This is a genomic window from Undibacterium sp. SXout20W, assembly GCF_049340285.1.
Classification (GTDB): Bacteria; Pseudomonadota; Gammaproteobacteria; order Burkholderiales; family Burkholderiaceae_D; genus Undibacterium.
Map to the genome: position 1 here is coordinate 1 of NZ_JBMPPH010000028.1, position 22809 is coordinate 22809.

Consider the following 22809-nt stretch of genomic DNA (forward strand, 5'->3'; position numbering starts at 1 on the left):
TTGGGTGAGATGTGTGTAGTTCATTATGCAATTTCGACTGGCCGGTCAAAAAGGCACAAATGCTATCGCATCTTGCCCTCATTAACCGGTACCGTTCATAAATTGCACTTCATCCTAGAATTCGCCTCTTATTGATTTTCATAAGCGACAAATTTTACTTGCCGCTTTTTTTTCGGGAATATATAGATGTAAGTAAATGTAAGTTAATAATTTGACTCGTCGATCATCTTGATATCACTAGTTGACTTTTTTTGCTGAATGACTTGAAAGAGAATTGAAAAAAATATGAAAATTTAAATGCTATTTAATGCTGATTTAAAAAAGCTGATTAATAAGTGCTTAACTCAAATTTTTAATTCATTTAACTTCTACAATCAGATAGTTTTCCGATCAGTTTGATGTTCTAAAGTGACATTTAACCGTATTTGAAATCATGAAAATATCAAAGTGGTATTTGAAATTGAGAGGGGGCGATATTTTATTTTTTAAATAAAATATCAATGTAGCGTCATTGTTTTTGCCATCCATAATTGATGAAAATAAGAAGGTGGTATTGCATTCTATTGAAAAAAATATTTCATTATTGAATGATGGGAAAACCCGAATAAGTTCCAAAGTTTAATAAAAATCTGCGCTATGTTTTTCCGAAAAAATATTAATTGTTACAAAGATTATTCTTTCGTGGTTGTTACCGTTCGGCGTTGCCCATGTTTTTGGAATGCTTAATACAGTATAAAAAGTGATTGTGATTGCTTGCCAAAGAGGACATTTAGTCATTGTAATGACGTATTTAATTTAAATTGTGCTTATTTTCGACAAAGTACGTTACTTAATGACATATTCTCAGTGACGCAAAATGAGTCGACAATTCCTCTAAACTGCGGAATTTAGATGTCTAATATATTTGAATAAATATAGGAATTTAAAAAGTGGTTGAACCAGTGGAGACCTGAGGGTTTTGTTTCAATCGTCGTCGTTAAATTTATCGAGTGGCTTTTCTCTTTAATTCGTCATAATGTTGACCTCGCTAAATACAGCGATTTTTTAATAAAAAAATAGTTTTTGGGGGATGAATGAATAAGTACTGGGGTTGCTGCCTGTTGCAGATGTTGTTAATTACAGCTGGTCAAGCGGAAGCGGAAGAGGGGCAGTTAAGCCTGGAGAGGTTATTTCACCCTACTAAAAAAGAAAAATTTGCACCGCCACCTCTCACGCGCCTCTCTTGGGATGCGCAAAATCGCTTGATCGAAACGCAGATACACGAAGGTGAAGTACAACTGTTTGTGATTGATCCTAAGACATGGGATAAACAAGCTCTAAAAGCCGACACACAGATACTGAATTTATTGAAAAACGCTGGTATTCCGTCCCCACAGGCGCTGAGTCTTGCAGAGAAACTAGGCGCACAAGTAAAGCCTGAGTTAAGCACCTATTTGTTTACCTTTAAGAAAGATCTTTGGCTACTCGATTTAAAAGAGAACCAGGTCCGCGAACTGACCCACACACCAGATGAAAGCAAAGATGAAGCACTGCTGTCGCCCGATGCTAAATCAGTCGCGTATCTCAAAGGGAATGACCTCTACGTCACTAATATAGCCACGGCAACGGAGAAACGTTTAACGACCGGTGGAACTGACACTAATCTGAATGGTCGTTTGGATTGGGTGTATATGGAAGAAATTTATGGCCGAGGGGTATTGCGTGCTTTTTGGTGGGCGCCTGATTCAGGTAGATTGGCATTCCTCAATTTTGACGAGAGTAAAGTCCCTGTTTACACGTTAAGCGGCGATCACTCGCAGCCTCAACAAACAGAGCGTACCCATTATCCCAAAGCAGGCGATCCCAACCCTATTGTTAAGTTAGGGGTGGTTGATCTGAATGGAAAGCTAAATTGGACAGAGAATCCATATCAAGGTAAAGAAACGCTCATTGTACAAGTCGGTTGGACCCCAGATGGCCAATTGCTTTTAGCGTGGCAAGACAGGGTGCAAACGTGGCTGGATTTACGCCTTTATGATCAGGCAATGCAGCAGAGCAAAGTGATGGTGCATGAGAGCAGTCCTGCCTGGACGGAGCGATTACCATTTCCTATATTTTTAAAAGACGGTGGATTTATCTGGGAGTCAGATCGTACCGGTCACCGCCATTTTTATCATTATGATAAAAATTATCTCTTGCAAGGCGCCATTACCAAGGGGAATTGGGACGTGCGTAGTGCCTACGGGGTCGATGAGGACCATGGGCGGATTCTGTTTTCCGCTGACGAACGAAATCCGATTGGTAACGATGCTTACGCAGTGAATTTAGATGGTAGTGACTTACATCGTTTAACGACAGAGTCTGGTACACATTCAGTGCGTTGGAACAGTAATTTCACGCGGTTTATTGATAGCTGGAGCAGTTTGAAACAAACGCCCCGTCAGGCACTTTTTGATGATAGCGGTAGCCAGTTGAAATTAATTGATGACGCTGGAATGCCTGCCAATCTGAAAGCGTTGCAGTTAGCGACGGTCAAGCAGCAACAGATCATGTCGCGGGATGGTTTCCCGTTAGAGAGTTTGCTGTACTTGCCACCCAACTTTGATGCGCAGAAAAAATATCCGGTATATCAGCACCTTTACGCGGGCCCGATGGCGCCAACGGTCATAGATCGTTGGAGCAATGATTTGTACTTTCATTTCTTAGCACAACAAGGTTATATCGTGTGGATTTTAGATAACCGCAGTGCGAGTAATAAAGGATTGGCTAGCGCATGGCCAATTCACAAGAAACTAGGGCAACTAGAATTGCAAGATCAGTTAGACGGACTTGCATGGCTGCGGCAACAGGGTTGGGCTGATATGGACAGAGTCTCGCTCGATGGTTGGAGTTATGGCGGTTATTTTACCTCATATGCGCTGACCCATAGTGATGCATGGAAAATCGGATTTGTCGGTGCCCCAGTCACTGATTGGCGTCTGTACGATAGCGTTTATACTGAACGCTATATGGGGTTACCTAAAAATAATCCGGATGGTTACGACAATAGTAGCGTTCAAAAAGCAGCAAAGAATTTGCACGGCAAAATTTTATTGATGCATGGCACGATGGATGACAATGTACATCCACAAAATACCATCATGCTGATCGATGAGTTGATCAAAGCTGGTAAAGATTATAGTTTGCAGCTATATCCCGGGCAGGCGCACGGGCCGCGTGGGGATTGGATGATTTGGTCTTTGCAAAAAAATAAGTGGGAATTTTTAAAAAATAATCTTTAAAAACGCCAGCAAACTTGCAGTAGCACATAGGTTGAATAATGTAAGTTAGCGCTGTAATGTGTTTTACAGCGAAAGTCGGATTGCAGACGTCCTACATTAAGCCGTGATTTCCGCATGTTTTTAGCGTAAATCACGGGTCTTTCATTCTCTTTGAGTGACATCCTTCCACATGCTGAAAGCTGCGCACTTTTCACCTGTGTGAGGAAAGTAGAAAAAATTAGCCGTGGCCTGTTCCCATAAATGGAAAAAAACGATCATGCGTCAAAAAGGAAGGTTTTGAGCAAACCTAAGGCCACGCCGTCTTGACCGACGATATCGTTCGAATTGCATAAAAAGAACGATTCTAAAGCAGAAGATTGTTGAATCTCAACGTCGTTGACGTGGTGAAACCCCATGCTCCATCCAGTAAAAGACCGATTTTCGATGGTATCGGTTAACAATAAATGAATATCATTGTGGCGTGAATCTCGGCAAATATACTTATAGGTTAGGTGAACCGCTTCGGATTCGCCTTCAAGTACCTGCAAAAATCGTCGATGTGAACAGAGGAGCATCCCTGTAACATCGTTTTTGACATTATTTGCAATTGCAATTTGATGAATATCTTTAAGTACTGATTCATCGTTGCCACTGAGAGTGCTGAAGTAGATCAGGTGAATTAGGCTCATGATGGTGTCGATGTGACGTGTATCAGGGGAAATATTTCTACCAATACACAGACTATACCAACAACATGAACAAAAAAATATGATTGAGCCTATGTTGATCTCAGTCAATCACTCACTTCATCCCTTGCCAGCGTGGCGTCAGTTGATGCGGAACGGCAAACATATCGAGTACACGGCCAACTGTATGGTCGACCATTTCTGAGATGGATTGTGGGCGCTGATAAAAGCCCGGTAAGGGTGGGAAAATGATGCCACCCATTTCAGTCACTGACGTCATGTTGCGTAAATGCGCCAGATTGAATGGCGTTTCGCGTACCATCAGAACTAAGCGCCTTCGTTCTTTTAAAACCACGTCCGCCGCACGGGTGATCAGGTTGTCTGACATGCCGTGCGCCACCGAGGCCAGTGTTTTCATCGAGCAAGGTGCGATGATCATCCCGTCCGATAAAAAAGAGCCACTGGCGATACTGGCGCCGACATCTCTCACGTTGTGTACCACGTCAGCCAAGGCCTCAACATCTTTGCGCTTAAAATCCATTTCCTGATGCAAATTCAGAACCCCCGCCTCAGAAACCATGAGGTGGGTCTCAATGTCAGGTAAATCACGTAACACTTCCAGCAATCGCACGCCATAAACGGATCCTGTCGCGCCAGTAATGGCGATGATCAGGCGTTTTGGTGAGGTGTGAGGCTGCTGTGTCATGTGTATTATTAGTCTTTCAGCAACGTGAGCAATTCGCCACTTTCAAACATTTCGTTCATGATGTCAGAACCACCGATGAATTCACCTTTGACGTACAGCTGAGGAATCGTTGGCCAGTTGGAAAAATCTTTAATCCCCTGGCGAACTTCCGGATCTTCCAGAACGTTGATCGTGACCAGGCTTTGAACGCCGCATGCTTTCAAGACTTGCACGGCACGTCCAGAAAAGCCACATTGTGGGAATTGGGCAGTTCCTTTCATGAACAGCACAACAGGGTTTTGGGTAACAGTTTCTTTGATCCAGCTTTGAACGTCGCTCATGGCACTCTTCCTTATAAAACGAATCCCACCATTATAGTGGAAAGCCTACATCGATGTGCTTACCCTTGAAATGCGCAAGCAAGATCAACATGAATGGGACCTAAAATTGCATTAATATTATCATTGTAATAAGCGCCCGATGAAGTACAAATAGAGGCCAAAACAGTGGTACATTAATTGACTGTGTAACGCGATCCGGATTCACCAAAAACATGCTCCAAGATAGGGGCAGAATTGCCTCGGAGACATCAATGCAACATCAGGTACATGATTCTGCGCAGAATGCATCGGCGCAACAGCTGGCCGTCGGCATGTCACCCATGTCACCCGTGAACGATGAACGGATACAGATTTTACAGGCACACGAACGATCAGCATCCTACGGGGTTTTACGTGATGCCAGACCTGAATATCAGCCGGCCAACAAGCAAGAATTTTCTGTTTTGTTAGAGCAAAATCGCTTACTCCATAGCCATGCAGTGCCGGTTATGGAAAATCTCTACGAACAGATCATCAATACACATCACATGATTGTGCTGACGGATACCCAAGGGCAAATTTTGCATACCTTGGGTGATGCGGATTTTTTGGCAAAAGCAGATCAGGTAGCACTTAGCCCCGGTGTCGCCTGGTCAGAACAAAGCAAAGGCACCAATGCGATTGGCACTGCCATTGCCAGTGCTAGTCCAACGGTAGTGCATGCTGACCAGCATTACATGAACGCGAATCGTTTTTTAACGTGCTCGGCAGCGCCTATTTTTGATGCCAGAGGGAAAATGATCGGCGTTCTTGATGTGACCGGCGATCAACATCATTTTCAACGCCATACGTTGGCCTTGGTGCGGATGTCGGCGCAAATGATAGAAAATCAGTTGTTTAACGAGGCGTTTCGCGGCGCGATAAAATTGCATTTTCATAGCCGTCCGGAATTTTTAGGTACCTTGATGGAGGGTATTGCCTGCTTTACACCTGACGGACGGTTTATCTCTGCGAGCCGTAGCGGTTTGTTTCAAATTGGCTTGTCGGCGGCCGCATTGCAAGCACACACCTTCAGCTCCTTATTTGGGATGCCAATTTCTGCTTGTATTGATCATCACAGGACCGCTGCACCAGGCTTATTGCAGTTGTGTTTGCATAATGGCGTAAAGGTCTATGTGAAATGTAGTGATATCCGCCCTACGCCTGTAGCCTTTCAGCATGCATTGCAGAATGTCAGAATCACATTGCCTCAACCCGAGCAAAAATCTCATCAACGCTTATCGAGCTTGAATTACCTAAACACCGGTGACTTACAAGTCGAACGTAGTATTGAAAAACTGCGCAAAGTAATGGGGCGCGGCATTTCAATTTTAATTACGGGCGAAACGGGAACTGGTAAAGAGTTACTTGCGCAAGCCATACACAATGATTCTCCACGTCATGCGGCACCGTTTGTGGCACTCAATTGTGCGTCGATTCCTGAGACCTTAATCGAATCGGAGTTATTTGGTTACGAGGAGGGTGCTTTTACGGGTGCGCGTAAAAAAGGCAACGTCGGAAAAATTTTACAAGCCAACGGCGGTACCTTGTTCTTAGATGAAATTGGTGACATGCCTTTCAGTCTGCAAGCGCGCTTATTACGCGTATTGCAGGAGCGCATGGTCACGCCTTTGGGGAGCAGCAAATCGATACCCGTCAATGTGGATGTGATTTGCGCCACTAACCGTAACTTGCGCGATATGATTTCACGCGGTGAATTCAGGGATGACCTCTATTATCGTTTGAACGGCTTGGTGGTTCGCCTGCCGGCGCTGCGCGAACGCAGTAATCTCGATATTGTCGTGGATAAAATCTTACAGGCTGAAAGCAATGGCTTTGCCTATGCTATCCATCCCGAGGTATTAGAATTGTTCCGGGCACATCATTGGCCAGGCAATTTCCGTCAACTGAGTAATTTGCTGCGGACAGCAATACTGATGGCGGGCGATGAGCGCGAAATTCGCGCTGAACATTTGCCAGATGATTTTCTGGAAGATATTGCTGAATCAACTTCTGCTAAACCAAGCTCGCCGACACGTGCGGCTAGTGCCACATCGACCATGGATGAAATTGAACACGATGTGATTCAGCAAGCATTGGCTGCGCACGATGGAAATGTCTCTGCCGCAGCACGTGCGCTAGGCGTGTCGCGTAATACGATTTATCGTAAAAAGCTGAATTAATTAACCAAGCTCTGTAGTTTGTAATTGCCTATATTCGCTATCGGTGAATAGACGTGAGCGCGTCAAAAATCGTTTACCAGATCCGTTATCTAAAGAAAACATACCACCCATGCCATCAACTAAATCAATGATCAGTTGTGTGTGCTTCCAGTATTCAAATTGTTCAGGGCTCATATAAAACGGCGCACCGTTAATGTCGCCTAAAAGGATATCGTGGTCACTGATTTGAAAATCACTTTGCGCGTAACACAGCGGGGCACTGCCATCGCAGCAACCCCCGGACTGGAAAAATAATAGCGCGCCATGTTGCGTCTGCAATTTTTGCAGAAACGCAATGGCCTCTGGCGTTCCGAGGACACGTGGTAATTCAGGATGCAATACAGGTTGTGTCATGGTGCATTCCATCATAAAAAATTTAAAATACGATCCGTCAACTTACAATCACGATGCGCAATTGTGGCGCGATTCATCGATTTCAAGGAGGCATACAGGCACTGGAGCGTTACCAGATAACGGCCGATGCCAGAGTGATGTGGCGGGTTCTTCGAACAAAAATTGATCAGAAAAATTGATCAGAACGCCGCGCCAAACCCAATCATCGCCGTCCTCCGCGAAGGCGGAGGGTTCAGCGACGCACCAGTTCCTTTGATATCAAAGAAAAAATGCCAGACTGCAGCGAACTATCACTGACGTCTGGCTCACTATCGGATTAGAAGAATCCAAGCGCATTGGGGCTATAACTGACCAACAGATTTTTAGTTTGTTGATAGTGATCGAGCATCATTTTATGATTTTCACGGCCGATACCAGACTGTTTATATCCACCGAACGCAGCATGTGCCGGATACAAGTGATAGCAGTTAGTCCATACACGTCCTGCTTGGATGCCACGACCTACGCGGAACGCACGAGAACCATCGCGAGTCCAGACGCCGGCGCCAAGACCGTACAAGGTATCGTTGGCAATGGCTAAAGCTTCTGCTTCGTCTTTGAAAGTTGTCACAGAGACGACCGGGCCAAAGATTTCTTCTTGGAAGATGCGCATTTTATTGTGACCTTTGAAAATTGTTGGCTGCACGTAGAAGCCACTTTCCAGGTCGCCGTCCATCGCTTTGCGCGTACCACCAATCAGCACTTCGGCACCCTCTTGTTTGCCGATATCCAGATAGGATAATATTTTTTCCAGTTGTTCTTGTGAGGCTTGTGCACCGATCATCGTGTTGGCGTCGAGTGGACTGCCTTGCTTGATCGCAGCGACGCGCTTGATGGCACGTTCAATGAAGCGCTCGTAGATGGATTCCTGAATCAAGACGCGAGAAGGGCAGGTGCAGACTTCACCTTGGTTGAGCGCGAACATCGCAAAACCTTCCAGACATTTGTCAAAGAAAGCATCGTCTTTATCCATCACATCTTCAAAGAAAATATTGGGCGACTTACCACCTAATTCTAGCGTGACAGGGATCAGATTTTGTGCAGCGTATTGCATGATTAAACGACCAGTTCCGGTTTCGCCGGTAAAGGCAATTTTGGCGATGCGTTTGCTGGACGCTAATGGTTTTCCTGCTTCTAAACCAAAACCATTGACGACGTTGATAACGCCTGCTGGCAGAAGGTCATGAATCAGTTCGATCAGCACCATGATCGATGCCGGTGTTTGTTCCGCCGGTTTGAGTACCACACAATTGCCAGCGGCGAGGGCTGGAGCGAGTTTCCAGACTGCCATCAGAATAGGGAAATTCCACGGGATAATCTGACCAACGACGCCTAATGGTTCCTGAATATGATAGGCAAAAGTTGTTTCATCAATCTGCGATACCGCGCCTTCCTGAGCGCGTATACATCCCGCAAAATAGCGGAAATGGTCAATCGCCAATGGAATATCGGCAGCCATCGTTTCGCGGATCGGTTTGCCGTTATCGATCGTTTCTGCGGTCGCCAACAAACTCAGATTCGCTTCCATGCGGTCTGCAATTTTATTGAGAATAATTGCGCGATCTGCAGCAGAGGTCGTTCCCCACGCGGCTTTCGCAGCATGCGCCGCATCCAATGCCAGCTCAACGTCTTCTGCGGTTGAACGTGCTATTTCACAAAATGGCTTACCAATAATCGGACTGATATTGGCGAAGTAAGCGCCATTGACTGGCGGCACGAATTTGCCACCAATAAAGTTGTCGTAACGGCTTTTGAATGGATTGCTGATGCCCAGTTTGCTGATGTCGGCCATATTCATGGTTTTGTCTCCGTAAGAATAATTGTGGTTGGTTCAGGTGCTATTGCACAAGTGGGTAAATAGCAATCGCCATGCCATCATGATGTTGCACTGCGTTATACGGGACAAACATTGCGCTTGTGAGGGTAGGCGCTCAGATAGGTCTGCGCCAATTGGTGAACACTGTCACAGGCGTGAACAGGGGTACATCAAACTGTTGCAAATTGGGACAGTCATGAACAACTTTGAACATTGTATTGATACATAAAAAAACCGGAGCCCAGGCTCCGGTTTTTATCAGCGGTAGTAAGGCTGTATTCAGCCTCGCAGCTTGGCAAATGCTGCCGCCATTGCATTTCCAGCTGGAGCAGCTGCTGGCGCTTGTGAACGATGTTGATTGAGACGTTTAGCATCATTACGATCACCACGTTGTTCTGGCTTACTGCCGGGTTGCGGTGCAGAATCAGTCAGGCGCATCGTCAGGGCGATCCGTTGACGTTTGACATCCACTTCGAGTACTTTTACTTTGACGACCTGACCCGCTTTGACGACGGTGTGAGGGTCTTTTACGAAAGTATTCGACAGAGCAGAGATATGCACCAGACCGTCCTGATGAACGCCGATATCAACGAAGGCACCGAAGGCGGCAACGTTCGTCACGACACCTTCTAAAATCATGTCCGGACGCAAATCTTTGATTTCTTCAACACCTTCTTTAAAAGTTGCTGTCGTAAATTCAGGACGTGGATCGCGACCTGGCTTTTCCAGCTCTTTGATGATGTCGGTAATCGTTGGTACGCCGAATTTTTCATCCGCATATTTTGCCGGATTTAAAGACTTTAACAAACCGCTGTCGCCAATGACACCTTTGACATCTTTCTTGATGTCAGCCAGAATTTTTTCTACGAGCGGATACGATTCAGGGTGGACCGCAGACGCGTCAAGAGGATTCGTGCCGTTCATGACGCGTAGAAAGCCCGCTGCTTGTTCAAAGGTCTTGTCACCAAGGCGTGGAACAGAACGCAAATCGGCACGTGAACTGAACATTCCCTTGGCATCACGGAAATTAACGATACTTTGCGCGACGCTGGAAGACAGGCCGGAAACCCTTGCCAATAAAGGCGCTGAGGCGGTGTTCACGTCCACACCCACTGCATTCACGCAATCCTCAACCACGGCATCCAAAGAACGCGCCAATTGGCTTTGACTCACGTCATGTTGATATTGGCCGACACCGATGGATTTGGGGTCGATCTTGACGAGTTCTGCCAACGGATCTTGCAAGCGACGTGCAATCGATACTGCACCGCGGATCGAGACGTCGAGGTCAGGTAATTCTTTAGAAGCAAATTCAGAAGCAGAATACACCGACGCACCTGCTTCAGAAACGACGATCTTAGTTAGTTTCAACTCTGGTTTGAGTTTGATCAGGTCTTGCGCCAGTTTGTCGGTTTCGCGTGATGCCGTGCCGTTGCCGATCGAAATCAACGAGACATTATGTTTGGCGGCGAGCTGCGCCAAGACATGCAAAGAGCCATCCCAGTCATTGCGTGGTTGATGTGGATAAATCGTGGCGTGTTCCATCACTTTGCCGGTGGCATCGACAATCGCGACTTTGACGCCAGTACGCAGACCAGGATCGAGACCCATAGTTGCGCGTGGGCCCGCCGGTGCTGCCAACAACAAGTCTTTCAGATTGCGCGCAAAGACGTTGATCGCTTCGATCTCAGACTGTTCACGCAATTTGCCCATCAATTCGGTATCGAGATGCATGAACACTTTTACGCGCCATGCCCAGCGTACTGTGTCGACCAACCATTTGTCGGCAGGGCGATCTTTTTGGCTGACGCCAAAGTGCGCGGCAATACGACTTTCGCAGGGATTTAATGGCGAAGCCCAGGTTGGTTTTTCTTCTTCGCTGTCAAGACGCAAAGTGACTGTCAGCATTTCTTCGCGACGGCCGCGGAACAAGGCCAGCGCGCGGTGTGATGGGATCGTGCCCAGGGTTTCTGAGTAGTCAAAATAATCGGCAAATTTTTCACCAGCTTCTTCTTTGCCTGGTACCACTTTGGATTCGACCACGCCATGGTCATTCAGATACTCACGCAGCGCTTGCAATAGCGTTGCATCTTCGGCAAAGCGTTCCATCAAAATCTGGCGTGCACCGTCAAGCGCGGCTTTGGTGTCTGGTACGCCGGGATTGTCGCCGTTGTCCGTCGTGAAGGCTGGCTTTAAATACGCAGTTGCTTCGGCTTCCGGATTCAATAATGGATTGCCCAGCAACGCATCGGCGAGTGGCAACAAACCAGCTTCTACAGCGATTTGCGCCTTAGTGCGGCGCTTAGGTTTGTATGGCAGGTATAAATCTTCGAGACGCGTTTTGTCTTCGGCGTGGGTAATCGCATCCAGCAACACTGGCGTCATTTTGCCCTGTTCTTCAATCGACTCGATAATCGCAGCACGGCGGTCTTCCAGTTCTCTCAGGTAACGCAAACGTTCTTCGAGCAGACGTAATTGGATATCATCCAGACCACCCGTCACTTCTTTACGGTAACGGGCAATAAATGGTACGGTCGCACCCTCATCCAGCAAGGCAACAGCAGCGGCAACCTGAACTGGCTTGGCAGCGAGTTCTACGGCGAGTCTTTGTTCAATCGAAGGCAGCATAAGTCCAGACAATAAAAAGCAATCAAGGCGCAGATGATACGCAATTTGTACGAATGCGCCAGTCTTGACAGCGGCGCTGACTGGCGTTAGGAAGAAAAAATATTAAAGTTATAATAATTGGTATTTGATATATTTATATCGAATTAATGTCGAATTAATGTCGAATTAATATCGAATTGATATCAAATGCCATTGTGTTTATTTATTTTGGTTTAGCAGGCGCGTCGCAGCGCGTCGCCAGGCGACTATGCGATGTGGCAATCACATACTGCTGGAGCTTGCCCTCTTTTAATAATTGCTCCGAGGCCACTTTTTGTAAGGCTTTTACCTGACTGCGTGACATCCCGAGTTCGTCGCCTGAACATTCGGCCTCACCCAAAGCTTGTGGATCGATGCCAGTGATAGTGCCAAAAATAACCAAGGCCTCAAGATAATAGCCATAATTGCTGGCGTGGTAGTGATCAAAGGTCCAAAGATCTATTTGCTCCGCAGACTTTGCTTGATAAGGATTTGCCACTGCAATTCCATCATGAATAGCCTTAAGCCACGCTAATCCGACTGGCGCAACGGCGTGCAGATTTGATCCTTCTTTTAGTGCCTTTTCGTAACCAGTTTGAATATCTTGCGTCATTGTCTCTAACGAGCGCCCATACCAGGCACCGTTCGCTTGATAAATCAGGTCGGCTCTGGGCCAAGTTGCCACCAGATCGATTTGGACATGAGGATTTTTTTGACGTAGCAATTGCGTCATTTCCTTTACCGAGTCGACCAATAAGGTCGGATCGCCTGGGTGCTTGATATCTAAGGTGCTATAGCTCTGTAGAACCACCGTATCCCATGCCTGTTGCTGAAGCACCTCTGGCTTATGTTTTAAATGCCAGTCGATACCAATTCCAGGTTCTGTTTCCAGTGCGACGTCATACGTTAGTCCCATTTTGGTTGTAAATGATTTAAATAAGGCAGGTACACCGCCAAACCCGTTGTGGTTTAAATCATTGACCGTGTCAGCTCGATAAAACTGTACCTCAGACCCATAGCCGAAGGTGAAACTATTGCCGACAAATAGAATTTTCTCTGCCTTTGCCGACTGGAAAACTAATAACATTGAAATACAAATGAAGATTAAAAAGCGATGGAATTTTGAATTGAGTCTCATAGCTCGCCAGTGTCAGTTTGGTTAAAAATGCCAGGCTTCACTTTATATGAAAGAGATCGGCTGCTGAATGAGTAAATCGCCCTTTTGACGTATTACGTTCTGATCAAAGCGTAAGAAATTCGTCCTTTTCTTCAACAATATAGGTGCAACCGCGTTGTAATTAGGGTTACGTAGGATGGGCGGCTTGCACCCCCACCTGACGGATTTCTTCCTTAAGCAAATTTGCTAATGAAAAAAATAATTGACAAGAGGATTTTATTAAAATAAAGTACTCTACATCACAGAGTACTTTATTGGAGATATTATGATTACCCCTGAACAAGCACAAGTAATGATGAGCGAGATTAAACAAACTCAAGACAGAAGCAGAGAATTTACTGGTTACTGGCGTGCCGGTGTCTATATTCAGCTTTGGGGTTTTATTTGGTTCATTTGCTACCTTGGCAATTATTTACGCCCTGAATTGAGCGGCTGGATTTGGCTTGTTGGCGATAGTTGTGGGGTACTTGGATCAATTCTCATCGGTAAATTGCAATCTTCTTCAAAGCGAGAAGGCGAGGGTAAATTTTATCTGGCGCTGTCGGTTGTTGTGATATTTGGCGTGCTTGTTTCTAATTTGATCAAGGCTCCAGAAGCAATTGGTCTTTTTTGGAATTGTCTTTTCATGACGATTTATATGTTAGTTGGCGTGTGGGAGGGGAAACGATGGTTTTTGCTTGGCGCATCCGTGTTTGTATTGAGTGTGCTTTCTTATTGGGTGTTGTTTCCTTGGTTTAACCTCGCAATGGCAATTTTGGGCGGCGGAGGCCTCATGTTAGGTGGCACCTTGATGCGCTGTGCAGCGTGAACGTCGAAATCATCGAGAGAAAAAAATGGAAGATTTAGACGAAATCATTCACCAAAGTACGAGATTACGTGTCATGACCGCACTCCATTTATTGCCAGAAGATGAATGGATAGAATTTGTCCGGTTGAAGGCATTAACAGAGGCAAGTGATGGCAACTTAGGCGCACATCTCGATACACTTGCACGTGCGGGCTACGTAGAAATGGAAAAGCAGTTTGTCGGGAAAAAGCCGCAAACCCGCATCAGAACGACTGCTAACGGGCGAGGCGCGTATCGACGCCATGTAGCGCAATTACGATCGCTTTTAGATATGTAAGGCAGCGAACCCTGCACAATCAACTTAATCAAATTGATTAAGTTGATTAAGTTGATCAAATTAAGTATTTAAAAATGTTTAATTTGGAAACATCTAATTCAGATGATTTGGACACGAGTTTAAGGATAGCTGAAGAGCAAGCAATCGCAGGTCAAATGCGGTATGTAGCAAAAATTGGTCAGTTGCGAATATACTGAAAATGATCGTTACCACCTTACGAGGTAACTAGTACCGCTATTGCTTCAATGCACATGTCGCGGGTAATATGAATTGCAAATTCACTGTTGTATCAGGCCTATTGCTACGATAGCTCTGAACGTCAATCATATTGGTGGTCGAATTCGTTTAAATAAAGTGAGTAATTAATCATATGCCAGCGATCCAAGTGTTCTCTCCTCAAGATCAAGACGTTCCTGAAATTCTTTCGCTCTACAAAGCCGTTGCAGCAATAGAAGGTGGATTGGCTCGCAAACAAGATGAAATCAGCGAGGCATATGTTCAGCATAATTATTTCTCCAGTCGCGAACGAGGCGTATCCCTGATAGTGCGCGTGGACGGTGTTATTGCAGGTGAAATTCATTGCTATCGACCTGCGCCTGAAGTTTTTCTGCATGTACTGTCTGACCTCACCATTGCCGTTCATCCTCATTTTCAAAACCAGGGCGTTGGCAGGGTTCTATTTAAAAGTCTTCTTGACGAGGTCGAAAAAAATCATCCGACCATACTTCGAATAGAATTGATTGCCCGCGAAACCAATCAACGTGCAATCGAATTTTATAAGACGTTGGGATTTGTGATTGAAGGACGTATGGTGAATAGAATAAAAAGTGTTGGTTCGGGATTTGAAGCAGATATTCCAATGGCGTGGCTGCGAGCAGCTTGATGGCTTGCAGCGTAAAAATCTCTATTTTTAGAATCAACACCGTTCGTAATCAGAGCCCTATCCCATGGAAAAATTGACTTATCAAGTTGAAGAGCATTGTGGTGTTGACGAGTTCCGCTCATTATTAATTTCTTCAGGCCTTGCTAAGTACCGGCCAATTGATGATCTCCAGAGGTTGGAGTCAATGTTGAGAAATTCAAACCTGGTAGTAACGGCGCGATCTGATGGGGATTTAGTTGGGATTGCGAGAGCAGTTACTGATTTTTCGTTTTGTTGTTATCTATCGGATCTCGCAATTAGTAAAGACTGTCAAGGCAGAAGAATTGGTGCAAATTTGATTGCAACGGTCAAGTCAAGATTAGGGCCAGCTGTCAGTTTGATCTTAAGTTCCGTTCCTGAATCCGTTGGCTTTTATGAGTCAATTGGTATGACACCACTTCCAGACTGCTACAGAATCCGGCGTGAAATTTAGTAACTAAGACAGCAACGAAGACAGCAACCAATATTGAAACTAATGCCAGTGTATTTGAAACTGTTCAGGTACATCTGACGTCATATACCGATTTAGTTGATTAAAAACGTGATTTGCATTTGCCTCTATCTCTTGCCCAAAATTAAAGTTCGTCAATAGTTGAATTCCATTCGTCATATCAAGTATTCCTGGTTGTAGCTGAAGTTGTGCGTTGAGCCGAGTGATGGAAAGCGGTGTGAGAAACGCATTGAGCAAGTCTTCAGGACTAAAATAATGGTCTTTTTGCGCCGGCGCCGCCAATTTAAAACCGACGTGGAATTTCCGTTTAAGGGCTATCCAACTCACCTCTAATACGCGATATAGCGACATACAATTAACCCTTTTAGACGACACGTCTTTGGAGAAGTGGATCTGATATGGGGAATTGATGAAGAAAAAACAAGTGATAATTTTTATAAACAAAGAGGGTGTGTTGCGCACAATCACAATGCGCAATACACCCTCTTTTTTCACTGATCGGTTCAGCCTATGTAATTTCCGTATTAACGTGACTTTTTAGGATGAGTCTGAAGTTACGGATGTAGATTTTTAAACCTCAATCACGAATTTCTAATGCCCGGTTCAAGCTGAGAGCAGCTAATGAGCAGGCTGCACCCGACAGTAAGTACAAGCTAACGTACTCTAATCCGAAATGTGATGACAAACCTAATGCCACCAACGGCGCAAAACCCGCCCCCACCAACCATGCCAGATCTGAGGTCAAAGCAGCCCCAGTGTAGCGGTACTTGGTCGCAAAATTCGCTGTCACTGCGCCAGCGGCTTGGCCATAGGAGAGTCCAAGCAAAATGAAGCCCAGGAGGATGAATAGATTTTGTCCTGTTTCGCCACCGTCAAGCAGTGTCGGTACAAATCCGCTCAAGACAGCAATCATTAAAGCAAGTGTGCCTAAGGTATTGCGTCGACCAAAGCGATCTGCAATCACCCCGGAAGCGACAACGGCTAAGGCCATCAACGCTGCGCCACCTACTTGAATGTACAGGAAGTTGCTCAAGGAGCGCGGAGAATACAAAGTAATCCATGACAACGGAAATACCGTTACTAAATGGAATAAAGCGTAACTTGCCAAGGCTGCCAGAGCGCCAATAAGTACATTTCGTCCTTGGGATGTCACAAGTTCAGTGACTTTGGTGGGTTCTAATTCGCGTTCGTCAAGCAAACGGGCATATTCGTTGGTCGATACCAGGCGTAAGCGCGCAAACAGTGCCACGACGTTAATTGCAAAAGCAACATAGAACGGAAAGCGCCAACCCCACTCCAGAAAATCTTCCGGCGTCGTGTTTGAGATCAGGTAGGCAAAGATGCTGCCTGCAATCATGAACCCAAACGGTGCGCCAAGCTGCCCTAACATCGCATACCAGCCACGCTTGTTTTGCGGCGCGTTTAAAGCCAGTAACGAAGGCAAACCGTCCCATGCCCCACCTAAAGCGATACCTTGTCCGACCCGTAAAACTGAAAGCAGTAGAATTGCGGTGGCACCTAAATGATTGTATGTCGGCAAAAAAGCAATGCCGGCAGTAGAAAAGCCTAACAAGACCAGCGCCATGGTCAATTTTGCCTCTCGTCCAAGGTGATGCTGGATGGTCATAAAAATAACCGTACCAAAAGGCCTTGCAAGAAACGCGAAAGAAAATATAGTGAATGCGTACAACGTCCCTTCAAGGCGCGGTACGAACGGGAAAAACACGGTCGGGAATATCAGCACTGAGGCGATGGCATAGACGAAAAAGTCAAAATACTCTGACGCGCGTCCAATGACAACGCCGATGGCAATCTCGCCAGGAGCGATAGTTGAATGATCAGACTTCGTGTTTTTGGTTGAACCAGTGTTGGAACGTAAAGGGAATTCGGCGTTATGTTCGCCGTTATGGCTGATACTTGGCATAGTCGTCTCTCGTAGTTATGTTCTGATCGATGGACGCCGTAAACCCTTGCAGATATAACTTTGCTAAGGTAGGACAAAACGTCCAATCGCTAATGCTAGTCAGTCCATGTACATTACCATGAATCTTGTTCTAAATTGGATTTTTCATTATGATTTCCCTACTTTTGCGGCGCGGACTTATGTTGTTATGCGTTGCGCTGTTGGCTGGATGTGACACGATCGTGTTAAATCCATTCGGTGATATTGCCGCCCAGCAGAGCAAACTGATTGTTGTCTCGACAATATTGATGCTACTGATCATCGTTCCGGTGATCGTACTTACGCTCTTTTTTGCATGGCGTTATCGTCATAGCAATACTGAAGCAGCGTACGAACCAGACTGGGATCACTCGACGATGTTGGAGTTGGTGATCTGGGGTGCACCGTTGTTAATTATCATCGCTTTGGGAACAATAACCTGGATTTCTACGCACACTCTTGATCCATATCGAAAGTTGTCGCGATTGGATGAAAATCGTGCGATTCCTGCCAACGTCAAACCGTTGGTCGTAGAAGTGGTGGCGCTGGACTGGAAATGGTTGTTTATTTATCCAGAACAAGGGTTTGCGACCGTGAACGAGCTTGCAGTACCGGTTGATGTACCTGTTAGCTTTAAGATCACTGCCTCGTCGGTCATGAATTCGTTCTATATTCCGGCATTGGCAGGGCAGATTTATGCGATGCCAGGTATGCAAACAGCATTACACGCCGTGATTAATAAGGCCGGTGTGTATGAAGGTTTTTCGGCTAATTACAGTGGTGCCGGCTTTTCGGATATGAAATTCAAGTTCCACGGTATGTCTCAGCAGGATTTTGATCAATGGGTTGCGACGTCGAAGGCAGATGCCAGCGGATTGAAACGTGCAGATTACTTGCAACTGGAACAGCCAAGTATCAAAGATCCGGTGCGTCATTTCGGCACTGTTGATGCGGATTTGTTCCACGCTATTTTGAATCGTTGTGTCTCAGATGACCAGGTTTGTATGGATCAACTGATGGCCAGCGATGTGAATGTCAAAACTGCAAAAAATAATGAAGCGAAGAGATTTGCTTTACTCGCGCAGAATCAGCGTAACGGACGCGCTCTTGATGCTGAAGTGTGTACCACGCCGTCAATTACTAGTGGGAAAAAATAATGGTAGATCAAATTGATATGACGAAGCTGATATTCGGCCGTCTTAGCTGGGATGCGATTCCCTTCCATGAGCCTATCTTGCTGGCAACCTTTGCAATGGTTGCACTCGGTGGCATCACTTTATTAGGCGCACTGACCTACTTCCGTGTGTGGGGTGTGTTGTGGCGTAATTGGTTCACCAGTATTGATCATAAACGGATCGGTATCATGTACATGATCCTCGGCATTGTGATGTTATTGCGTGGTTTTGCGGATGCGTTGATGATGCGTGCGCAACAAGCGATGTCGTTTGGTGATTCACATGGCTTCTTGCCACCGCATCACTACGACCAGGTGTTCACTGCCCACGGTGTGATCATGATTTTCTTCGTGGCGATGCCGTTTGTAACTGGCTTGATGAACTACGTTGTACCGATGCAGATTGGTGCCCGTGACGTTGCCTTTCCATTCTTGAATAACTTCAGCTTCTGGATGACAACGTTCGGTGCTGTTCTGGTCATGGCTTCCTTGTTCGTTGGTGAATTTGCGCGTACCGGTTGGCTGGCTTACCCACCGCTGTCAGGTATTCTGGGCAGCCCGGATGTGGGGGTTGATTACTATATCTGGTCACTCCAGATTGCCGGTGTCGGCACCTTGCTATCAGGTGTGAACCTGATCGTTACCATCATCAAGATGCGTGCTCCAGGCATGACAATGATGAAGATGCCAGTATTCACATGGACTGCCTTGTGTACTAACGTGTTGATCGTTGCTGCGTTCCCGGTGTTGACCGCTGTATTGGCAATGTTGTCGCTGGACCGCGTTTTTGGCACAAACTTCTTCACAAACGACATGGGTGGTAATTCCATGATGTACGTGAACTTGATCTGGATCTGGGGTCATCCAGAGGTCTACATCCTGGTCTTGCCGATTTTTGGTGTGTTCTCTGAAATCGTTTCTACTTTCAGCAGCAAGCGTCTGTTTGGTTACACCTCGATGGTGTACGCGACCGTCGTTATTACCATCCTGTCTTACCTGGTATGGCTGCATCACTTCTTCACGATGGGTTCCGGTGCGAGTGTTAACTCGTTCTTCGGGATCACGACGATGATTATTTCGATCCCGACCGGCGCGAAGATTTTTAACTGGTTGTTCACGATGTACCGTGGTCGTATCCGCTTCGAAGTACCGATGCTGTGGACGATGGGCTTTATGGTGACGTTCGTTATCGGTGGTATGACTGGTGTTTTGCTGGCGGTTCCTCCTGCTGACTTCGTATTGCACAACAGTTTGTTCCTGATTGCTCACTTCCATAACGTCATTATTGGTGGTGTGGTGTTTGGTACATTTGCGGGTATTAACTACTGGTTCCCGAAAGCATTTGGCTACAAACTGGACTCATTCTGGGGTAAATGCTCATTCTGGTTCTGGACAATTGGTTTCTACTTTGCGTTCATGCCGTTGTATGTTCTCGGTCTGATGGGGGTAACTCGCCGCTTGAGTCACTTTGAAGATCAATCTCTGCAAATTTGGTTCCAAATCGCAGCGTTCGGTGCGGTGCTGATTGCAATTGGTATTGCTTGCTTCGTGATTCAGTTGGGTGTGAGCTTTATGCGTCGTGATTCGTTACGTGATTTTACTGGCGATCCATGGGGGGGGCGTACTCTGGAATGGTCGACATCGTCACCTCCGCCAGCATACAACTTTGCTTTCACACCCAAAGTGTACGATGTTGACACTTGGGCCGACATGAAGAGCAACAAATATCAACGTCCAACGGATGGCTTTGTGGCGATTCATATGCCTAAGAACACGGGTGCTGGCGTAATTATCGCTGGTCTGAGTGCTGCGCTCGGTTTTGCACTGATCTGGCAGATGTGGTTGCCTGCTGGTGTCGCGTTCATCGTGATGATGGCGGCCATCATTATTCATACTTTTAATTACAACCGCGATTACTACATTCCGGCCGACGAAGTCGCCCGTACTGAAGCAGAACGCACACGTTTGTTAGCTAGCCATGTCTAATACATCTACTTCTACTCATAACGCTACGGGCGTGGCCTCTGGCTCCCGTTACTTTGTTCTGGAACACCATCCGGAAAACGGCACGATGTTGGGTTTCTGGTTATACCTGATGAGTGACTGTCTGATTTTTGCGTGTTTATTTGCTGCATATGCAGTATTAGGCCGCAATTACGCAGGTGGACCAACTGGTGCTGAAATTTTTGATTTGCCGCTTGTTGGTCTCAATACCTCATTGCTGTTGTTGTCGTCGATTACATACGGTTTTGCGATGTTGGAGTCACAAAAAGATCGTCTGCGGAACACGATGATCTGGCTTGCGGTCACTGGGTTGCTAGGTGCTTGCTTTATTTATTTTGAGTTGTACGAGTTTGTGCATCTGATCATGGAAGGTTCTGGTCCACAACGCAGCGGTTTCCTGACGTCTTTCTTTGCGCTGGTAGGAACGCACGGTTTGCACGTCAGCTTCGGTATTATCTGGCTGGTGACCTTGTTATTTCAATTGAAGCGTCACGGATTAACACCAGAAAATCGTCGCCGTTTAATGTGTTTGTCCATGTTTTGGCACTTTCTTGACGTTGTCTGGATCGGCGTCTTTACCTTTGTTTATTTGATGGGAGTTTTGCCATGAGTGCACACCACGATCAAGCGCAGAATGGTCATCACGGCCACCATGACCATCACGATCATCACGATCACCATGGCCACGACCATGCAGATCACGGTAGCCTGAAAACTTATGCTACTGGTTTTATTCTTGCTGTAATACTGACGGTCATTCCATTTTGGTTAGTGATGGCAAAGGTATTTGATAAATCTAGCACGACAGGATTTGTATTGTTGGGGTTGGCCGCAGTGCAGATCGTTGTGCATATGGTGTATTTCTTACACATGAATTCAAAGTCCGAGGGCGGCTGGACTATGTTGGCATTACTGTTCACGACGATGATTGTTGTAATCATGATGAGCGGCTCGTTATGGGTCATGTATCACTTGAATCACAACATGATGCCAGGTATGGATCATGAAACGGTACCTGAATCGATTCAAGTCACTCCCGTCGAAAAAGAAATGAAAAAAATGCCTAGCATGTCATGATTGATCGTTTGAATCATGCGACTACCGATGTCGATACATCGGTAGTCAATGTTTCGCAGCCCCGCTCCAAATTTGTAAGGTATATCCTTGCTATTTGTGCGGGGTTATTTTTTGTGGCCTTCTTTGCTTTGGGGTCCTGGCAATTAATACGTCTCCAATGGAAACTTGACCTGATTGCCCGCGTGGAGCAACGGGTACATGCACCCGCCGTCGATCTGCCTTTAGTTAGTCAGTGGGGGAAAGTGAACGCAGCCGACGATGAATATCGTCATGTGAGACTTAGAGGGACATACCGTTATCAAGATACGAGCCTGGTCTTGGCTTCAACTGTCTTAGGCAGCGGATTTTGGGTGTTGACACCCTTGGTCACACAAGATGACCAAATTGTCTGGATAAATCGCGGATATATCCCAAGCTCCCTGGCCGCACAGTTTCAGTCTGAAAAAAATAATGGTGCGGGAACTGGATCGAGAGTTTTGTCCATCGCAGGTTTATTGCGGATGAGTGAGCCTAATGGCGGTTTCTTACGTCACAACGAGCCAGCAGCACAGCGCTGGTTTTCTCGCGATATCGCCGCACTTTCGGCTGCGCACAAGTTAAGTCATGCAGCACCCTATTTTGTTGATCTTGAACGCCACCAATCGCTTGCCATCAATGACGATACAGAATATCCGGTCGCTGGATTAACAGTAATTTCTTTCCATAATAGTCATTTAGTTTACGCCCTGACATGGTATGCGCTGGCGCTGATGGTGGCTGGTGGCTTTTTCTACATCCGGAAAGATGACCGACGCCTCCGTCGAGAGCTTGCGGAGCCCAAGTTTAAATAGTCTGTTAACATAGCAGTTGCCGAATCGAACTGGCAACCTGAATCAGCCTTATTAAGCCTTAT

General features: G+C 46.1%; 20 protein-coding genes. 11 read left to right on the plus strand and 9 right to left on the minus strand.

From position 1 onward, the window contains the following. The first annotated feature begins 1073 nt into the window (after nucleotides 1-1073). Nucleotides 1074-3260, plus strand: coding sequence for a DPP IV N-terminal domain-containing protein (locus tag ACO0K1_RS13865; protein ID WP_423026689.1), 2187 nt, complete (start codon nucleotides 1074-1076; stop codon nucleotides 3258-3260). Nucleotides 3261-3514: 254 nt separating this feature from the next. Here the strand turns inward: ACO0K1_RS13865 and ACO0K1_RS13870 are convergent, their stop codons facing one another. From ACO0K1_RS13870 to grxD, 3 genes are all read right to left on the minus strand, one after another. Beyond that, nucleotides 3515-3928: a BLUF domain-containing protein gene (locus tag ACO0K1_RS13870; protein WP_423026691.1), complete on the minus strand. Its 414-nt coding sequence runs from the start codon at nucleotides 3926-3928 to the stop codon at nucleotides 3515-3517. 112 nt (nucleotides 3929-4040) lie between these two features. After that, a complete protein-coding gene (locus ACO0K1_RS13875) occupies nucleotides 4041-4631 on the minus strand; it encodes a UbiX family flavin prenyltransferase (RefSeq protein WP_423026693.1) in 591 nt (196 codons plus the stop codon). Between the two features lie 8 nt (nucleotides 4632-4639). Continuing rightward, entirely contained in the window at nucleotides 4640-4951 is a 312-nt protein-coding gene (grxD, locus tag ACO0K1_RS13880) for a Grx4 family monothiol glutaredoxin (protein WP_423026695.1), read from the minus strand. 311 nt (nucleotides 4952-5262) lie between these two features. Between grxD and ACO0K1_RS13885 the strand changes: the two genes are divergently transcribed. Then, entirely contained in the window at nucleotides 5263-7152 is a 1890-nt protein-coding gene (locus ACO0K1_RS13885; RefSeq protein ID WP_423026777.1) for a sigma-54-dependent Fis family transcriptional regulator, read from the plus strand. Here the strand turns inward: ACO0K1_RS13885 and ACO0K1_RS13890 are convergent, their stop codons facing one another. The 4 genes from ACO0K1_RS13890 to ACO0K1_RS13905 all read right to left on the minus strand — a co-directional run bounded on the left by ACO0K1_RS13890 (nucleotide 7153) and on the right by ACO0K1_RS13905 (nucleotide 13184). After that, the gene (locus tag ACO0K1_RS13890) at nucleotides 7153-7545 is read right to left on the minus strand and encodes a DUF779 domain-containing protein (protein WP_423026697.1); all 393 of its coding nucleotides are present in this window, start codon (nucleotides 7543-7545) and stop codon (nucleotides 7153-7155) included. Between the two features lie 316 nt (nucleotides 7546-7861). Beyond that, entirely contained in the window at nucleotides 7862-9382 is a 1521-nt protein-coding gene (adh, locus tag ACO0K1_RS13895) for an aldehyde dehydrogenase (protein WP_423026699.1), read from the minus strand. Between the two features lie 297 nt (nucleotides 9383-9679). After that, complete coding sequence (locus ACO0K1_RS13900; RefSeq protein ID WP_423026701.1) at nucleotides 9680-12028, minus strand: Tex family protein; 2349 nt, start codon at nucleotides 12026-12028, stop codon at nucleotides 9680-9682. Nucleotides 12029-12230: 202 nt separating this feature from the next. Continuing rightward, nucleotides 12231-13184 (minus strand): SGNH/GDSL hydrolase family protein, encoded by a 954-nt coding sequence (locus ACO0K1_RS13905; RefSeq protein WP_423026703.1) that lies wholly within the window; start codon nucleotides 13182-13184, stop codon nucleotides 12231-12233. 304 nt (nucleotides 13185-13488) lie between these two features. Here ACO0K1_RS13905 and ACO0K1_RS13910 point away from each other — a divergent pair, with 304 nt between their 5' ends. The 4 genes from ACO0K1_RS13910 (at nucleotide 13489) to ACO0K1_RS13925 (ending at nucleotide 15702) form a co-directional block, all read left to right on the plus strand. Beyond that, nucleotides 13489-14031: a hypothetical protein gene (locus ACO0K1_RS13910; protein WP_423026705.1), complete on the plus strand. Its 543-nt coding sequence runs from the start codon at nucleotides 13489-13491 to the stop codon at nucleotides 14029-14031. A 25-nt stretch (nucleotides 14032-14056) separates the two neighbouring features. Continuing rightward, nucleotides 14057-14347, plus strand: a complete 291-nt coding sequence (locus ACO0K1_RS13915) for a transcriptional regulator (RefSeq protein WP_423026707.1) — start codon at nucleotides 14057-14059, stop codon at nucleotides 14345-14347. 370 nt (nucleotides 14348-14717) lie between these two features. Beyond that, complete coding sequence (locus tag ACO0K1_RS13920) at nucleotides 14718-15230, plus strand: GNAT family N-acetyltransferase (protein ID WP_423026709.1); 513 nt, start codon at nucleotides 14718-14720, stop codon at nucleotides 15228-15230. 64 nt (nucleotides 15231-15294) lie between these two features. Further along, a complete protein-coding gene (locus tag ACO0K1_RS13925) occupies nucleotides 15295-15702 on the plus strand; it encodes a GNAT family N-acetyltransferase (RefSeq protein WP_423026711.1) in 408 nt (135 codons plus the stop codon). 39 nt (nucleotides 15703-15741) lie between these two features. On the opposite strand, the gene ACO0K1_RS13930 is transcribed toward ACO0K1_RS13925, so the two are convergent. Together ACO0K1_RS13930 and ACO0K1_RS13935 are read right to left on the minus strand one after the other, a co-directional pair. Next, nucleotides 15742-16071: a hypothetical protein gene (locus tag ACO0K1_RS13930; RefSeq protein ID WP_423026713.1), complete on the minus strand. Its 330-nt coding sequence runs from the start codon at nucleotides 16069-16071 to the stop codon at nucleotides 15742-15744. Nucleotides 16072-16297: 226 nt separating this feature from the next. Beyond that, entirely contained in the window at nucleotides 16298-17644 is a 1347-nt protein-coding gene (locus ACO0K1_RS13935; RefSeq protein ID WP_423026715.1) for an MFS transporter, read from the minus strand. 149 nt (nucleotides 17645-17793) lie between these two features. Here ACO0K1_RS13935 and cyoA point away from each other — a divergent pair, with 149 nt between their 5' ends. Genes cyoA through ACO0K1_RS13960 form a run of 5 tightly spaced genes read left to right on the plus strand, consistent with a single transcriptional unit; the run spans nucleotide 17794 to nucleotide 22747 of the window. Beyond that, entirely contained in the window at nucleotides 17794-18819 is a 1026-nt protein-coding gene (cyoA, locus tag ACO0K1_RS13940; RefSeq protein WP_423026717.1) for a ubiquinol oxidase subunit II, read from the plus strand. Beyond that, on the plus strand, nucleotides 18819-20822 hold the full coding sequence (gene cyoB / locus ACO0K1_RS13945; RefSeq protein WP_423026719.1) for a cytochrome o ubiquinol oxidase subunit I: 2004 nt from the start codon (nucleotides 18819-18821) through the stop codon (nucleotides 20820-20822). The genes cyoA and cyoB overlap by 1 nt, the downstream gene beginning before the upstream one ends. After that, nucleotides 20815-21450, plus strand: coding sequence for a cytochrome o ubiquinol oxidase subunit III (gene cyoC / locus ACO0K1_RS13950; RefSeq protein WP_423026721.1), 636 nt, complete (start codon nucleotides 20815-20817; stop codon nucleotides 21448-21450). The genes cyoB and cyoC overlap by 8 nt, the downstream gene beginning before the upstream one ends. Next, nucleotides 21447-21917: a cytochrome o ubiquinol oxidase subunit IV gene (gene cyoD, locus ACO0K1_RS13955; protein ID WP_423026723.1), complete on the plus strand. Its 471-nt coding sequence runs from the start codon at nucleotides 21447-21449 to the stop codon at nucleotides 21915-21917. Before cyoC ends, cyoD begins: the two co-directional genes overlap by 4 nt. After that, nucleotides 21914-22747 carry an SURF1 family protein gene (locus ACO0K1_RS13960; protein WP_423026725.1) on the plus strand — a complete coding sequence of 278 codons (834 nt, stop codon included), beginning with the start codon at nucleotides 21914-21916 and terminating at the stop codon, nucleotides 22745-22747. Before cyoD ends, ACO0K1_RS13960 begins: the two co-directional genes overlap by 4 nt. Nucleotides 22748-22809 lie beyond the last annotated feature (62 nt).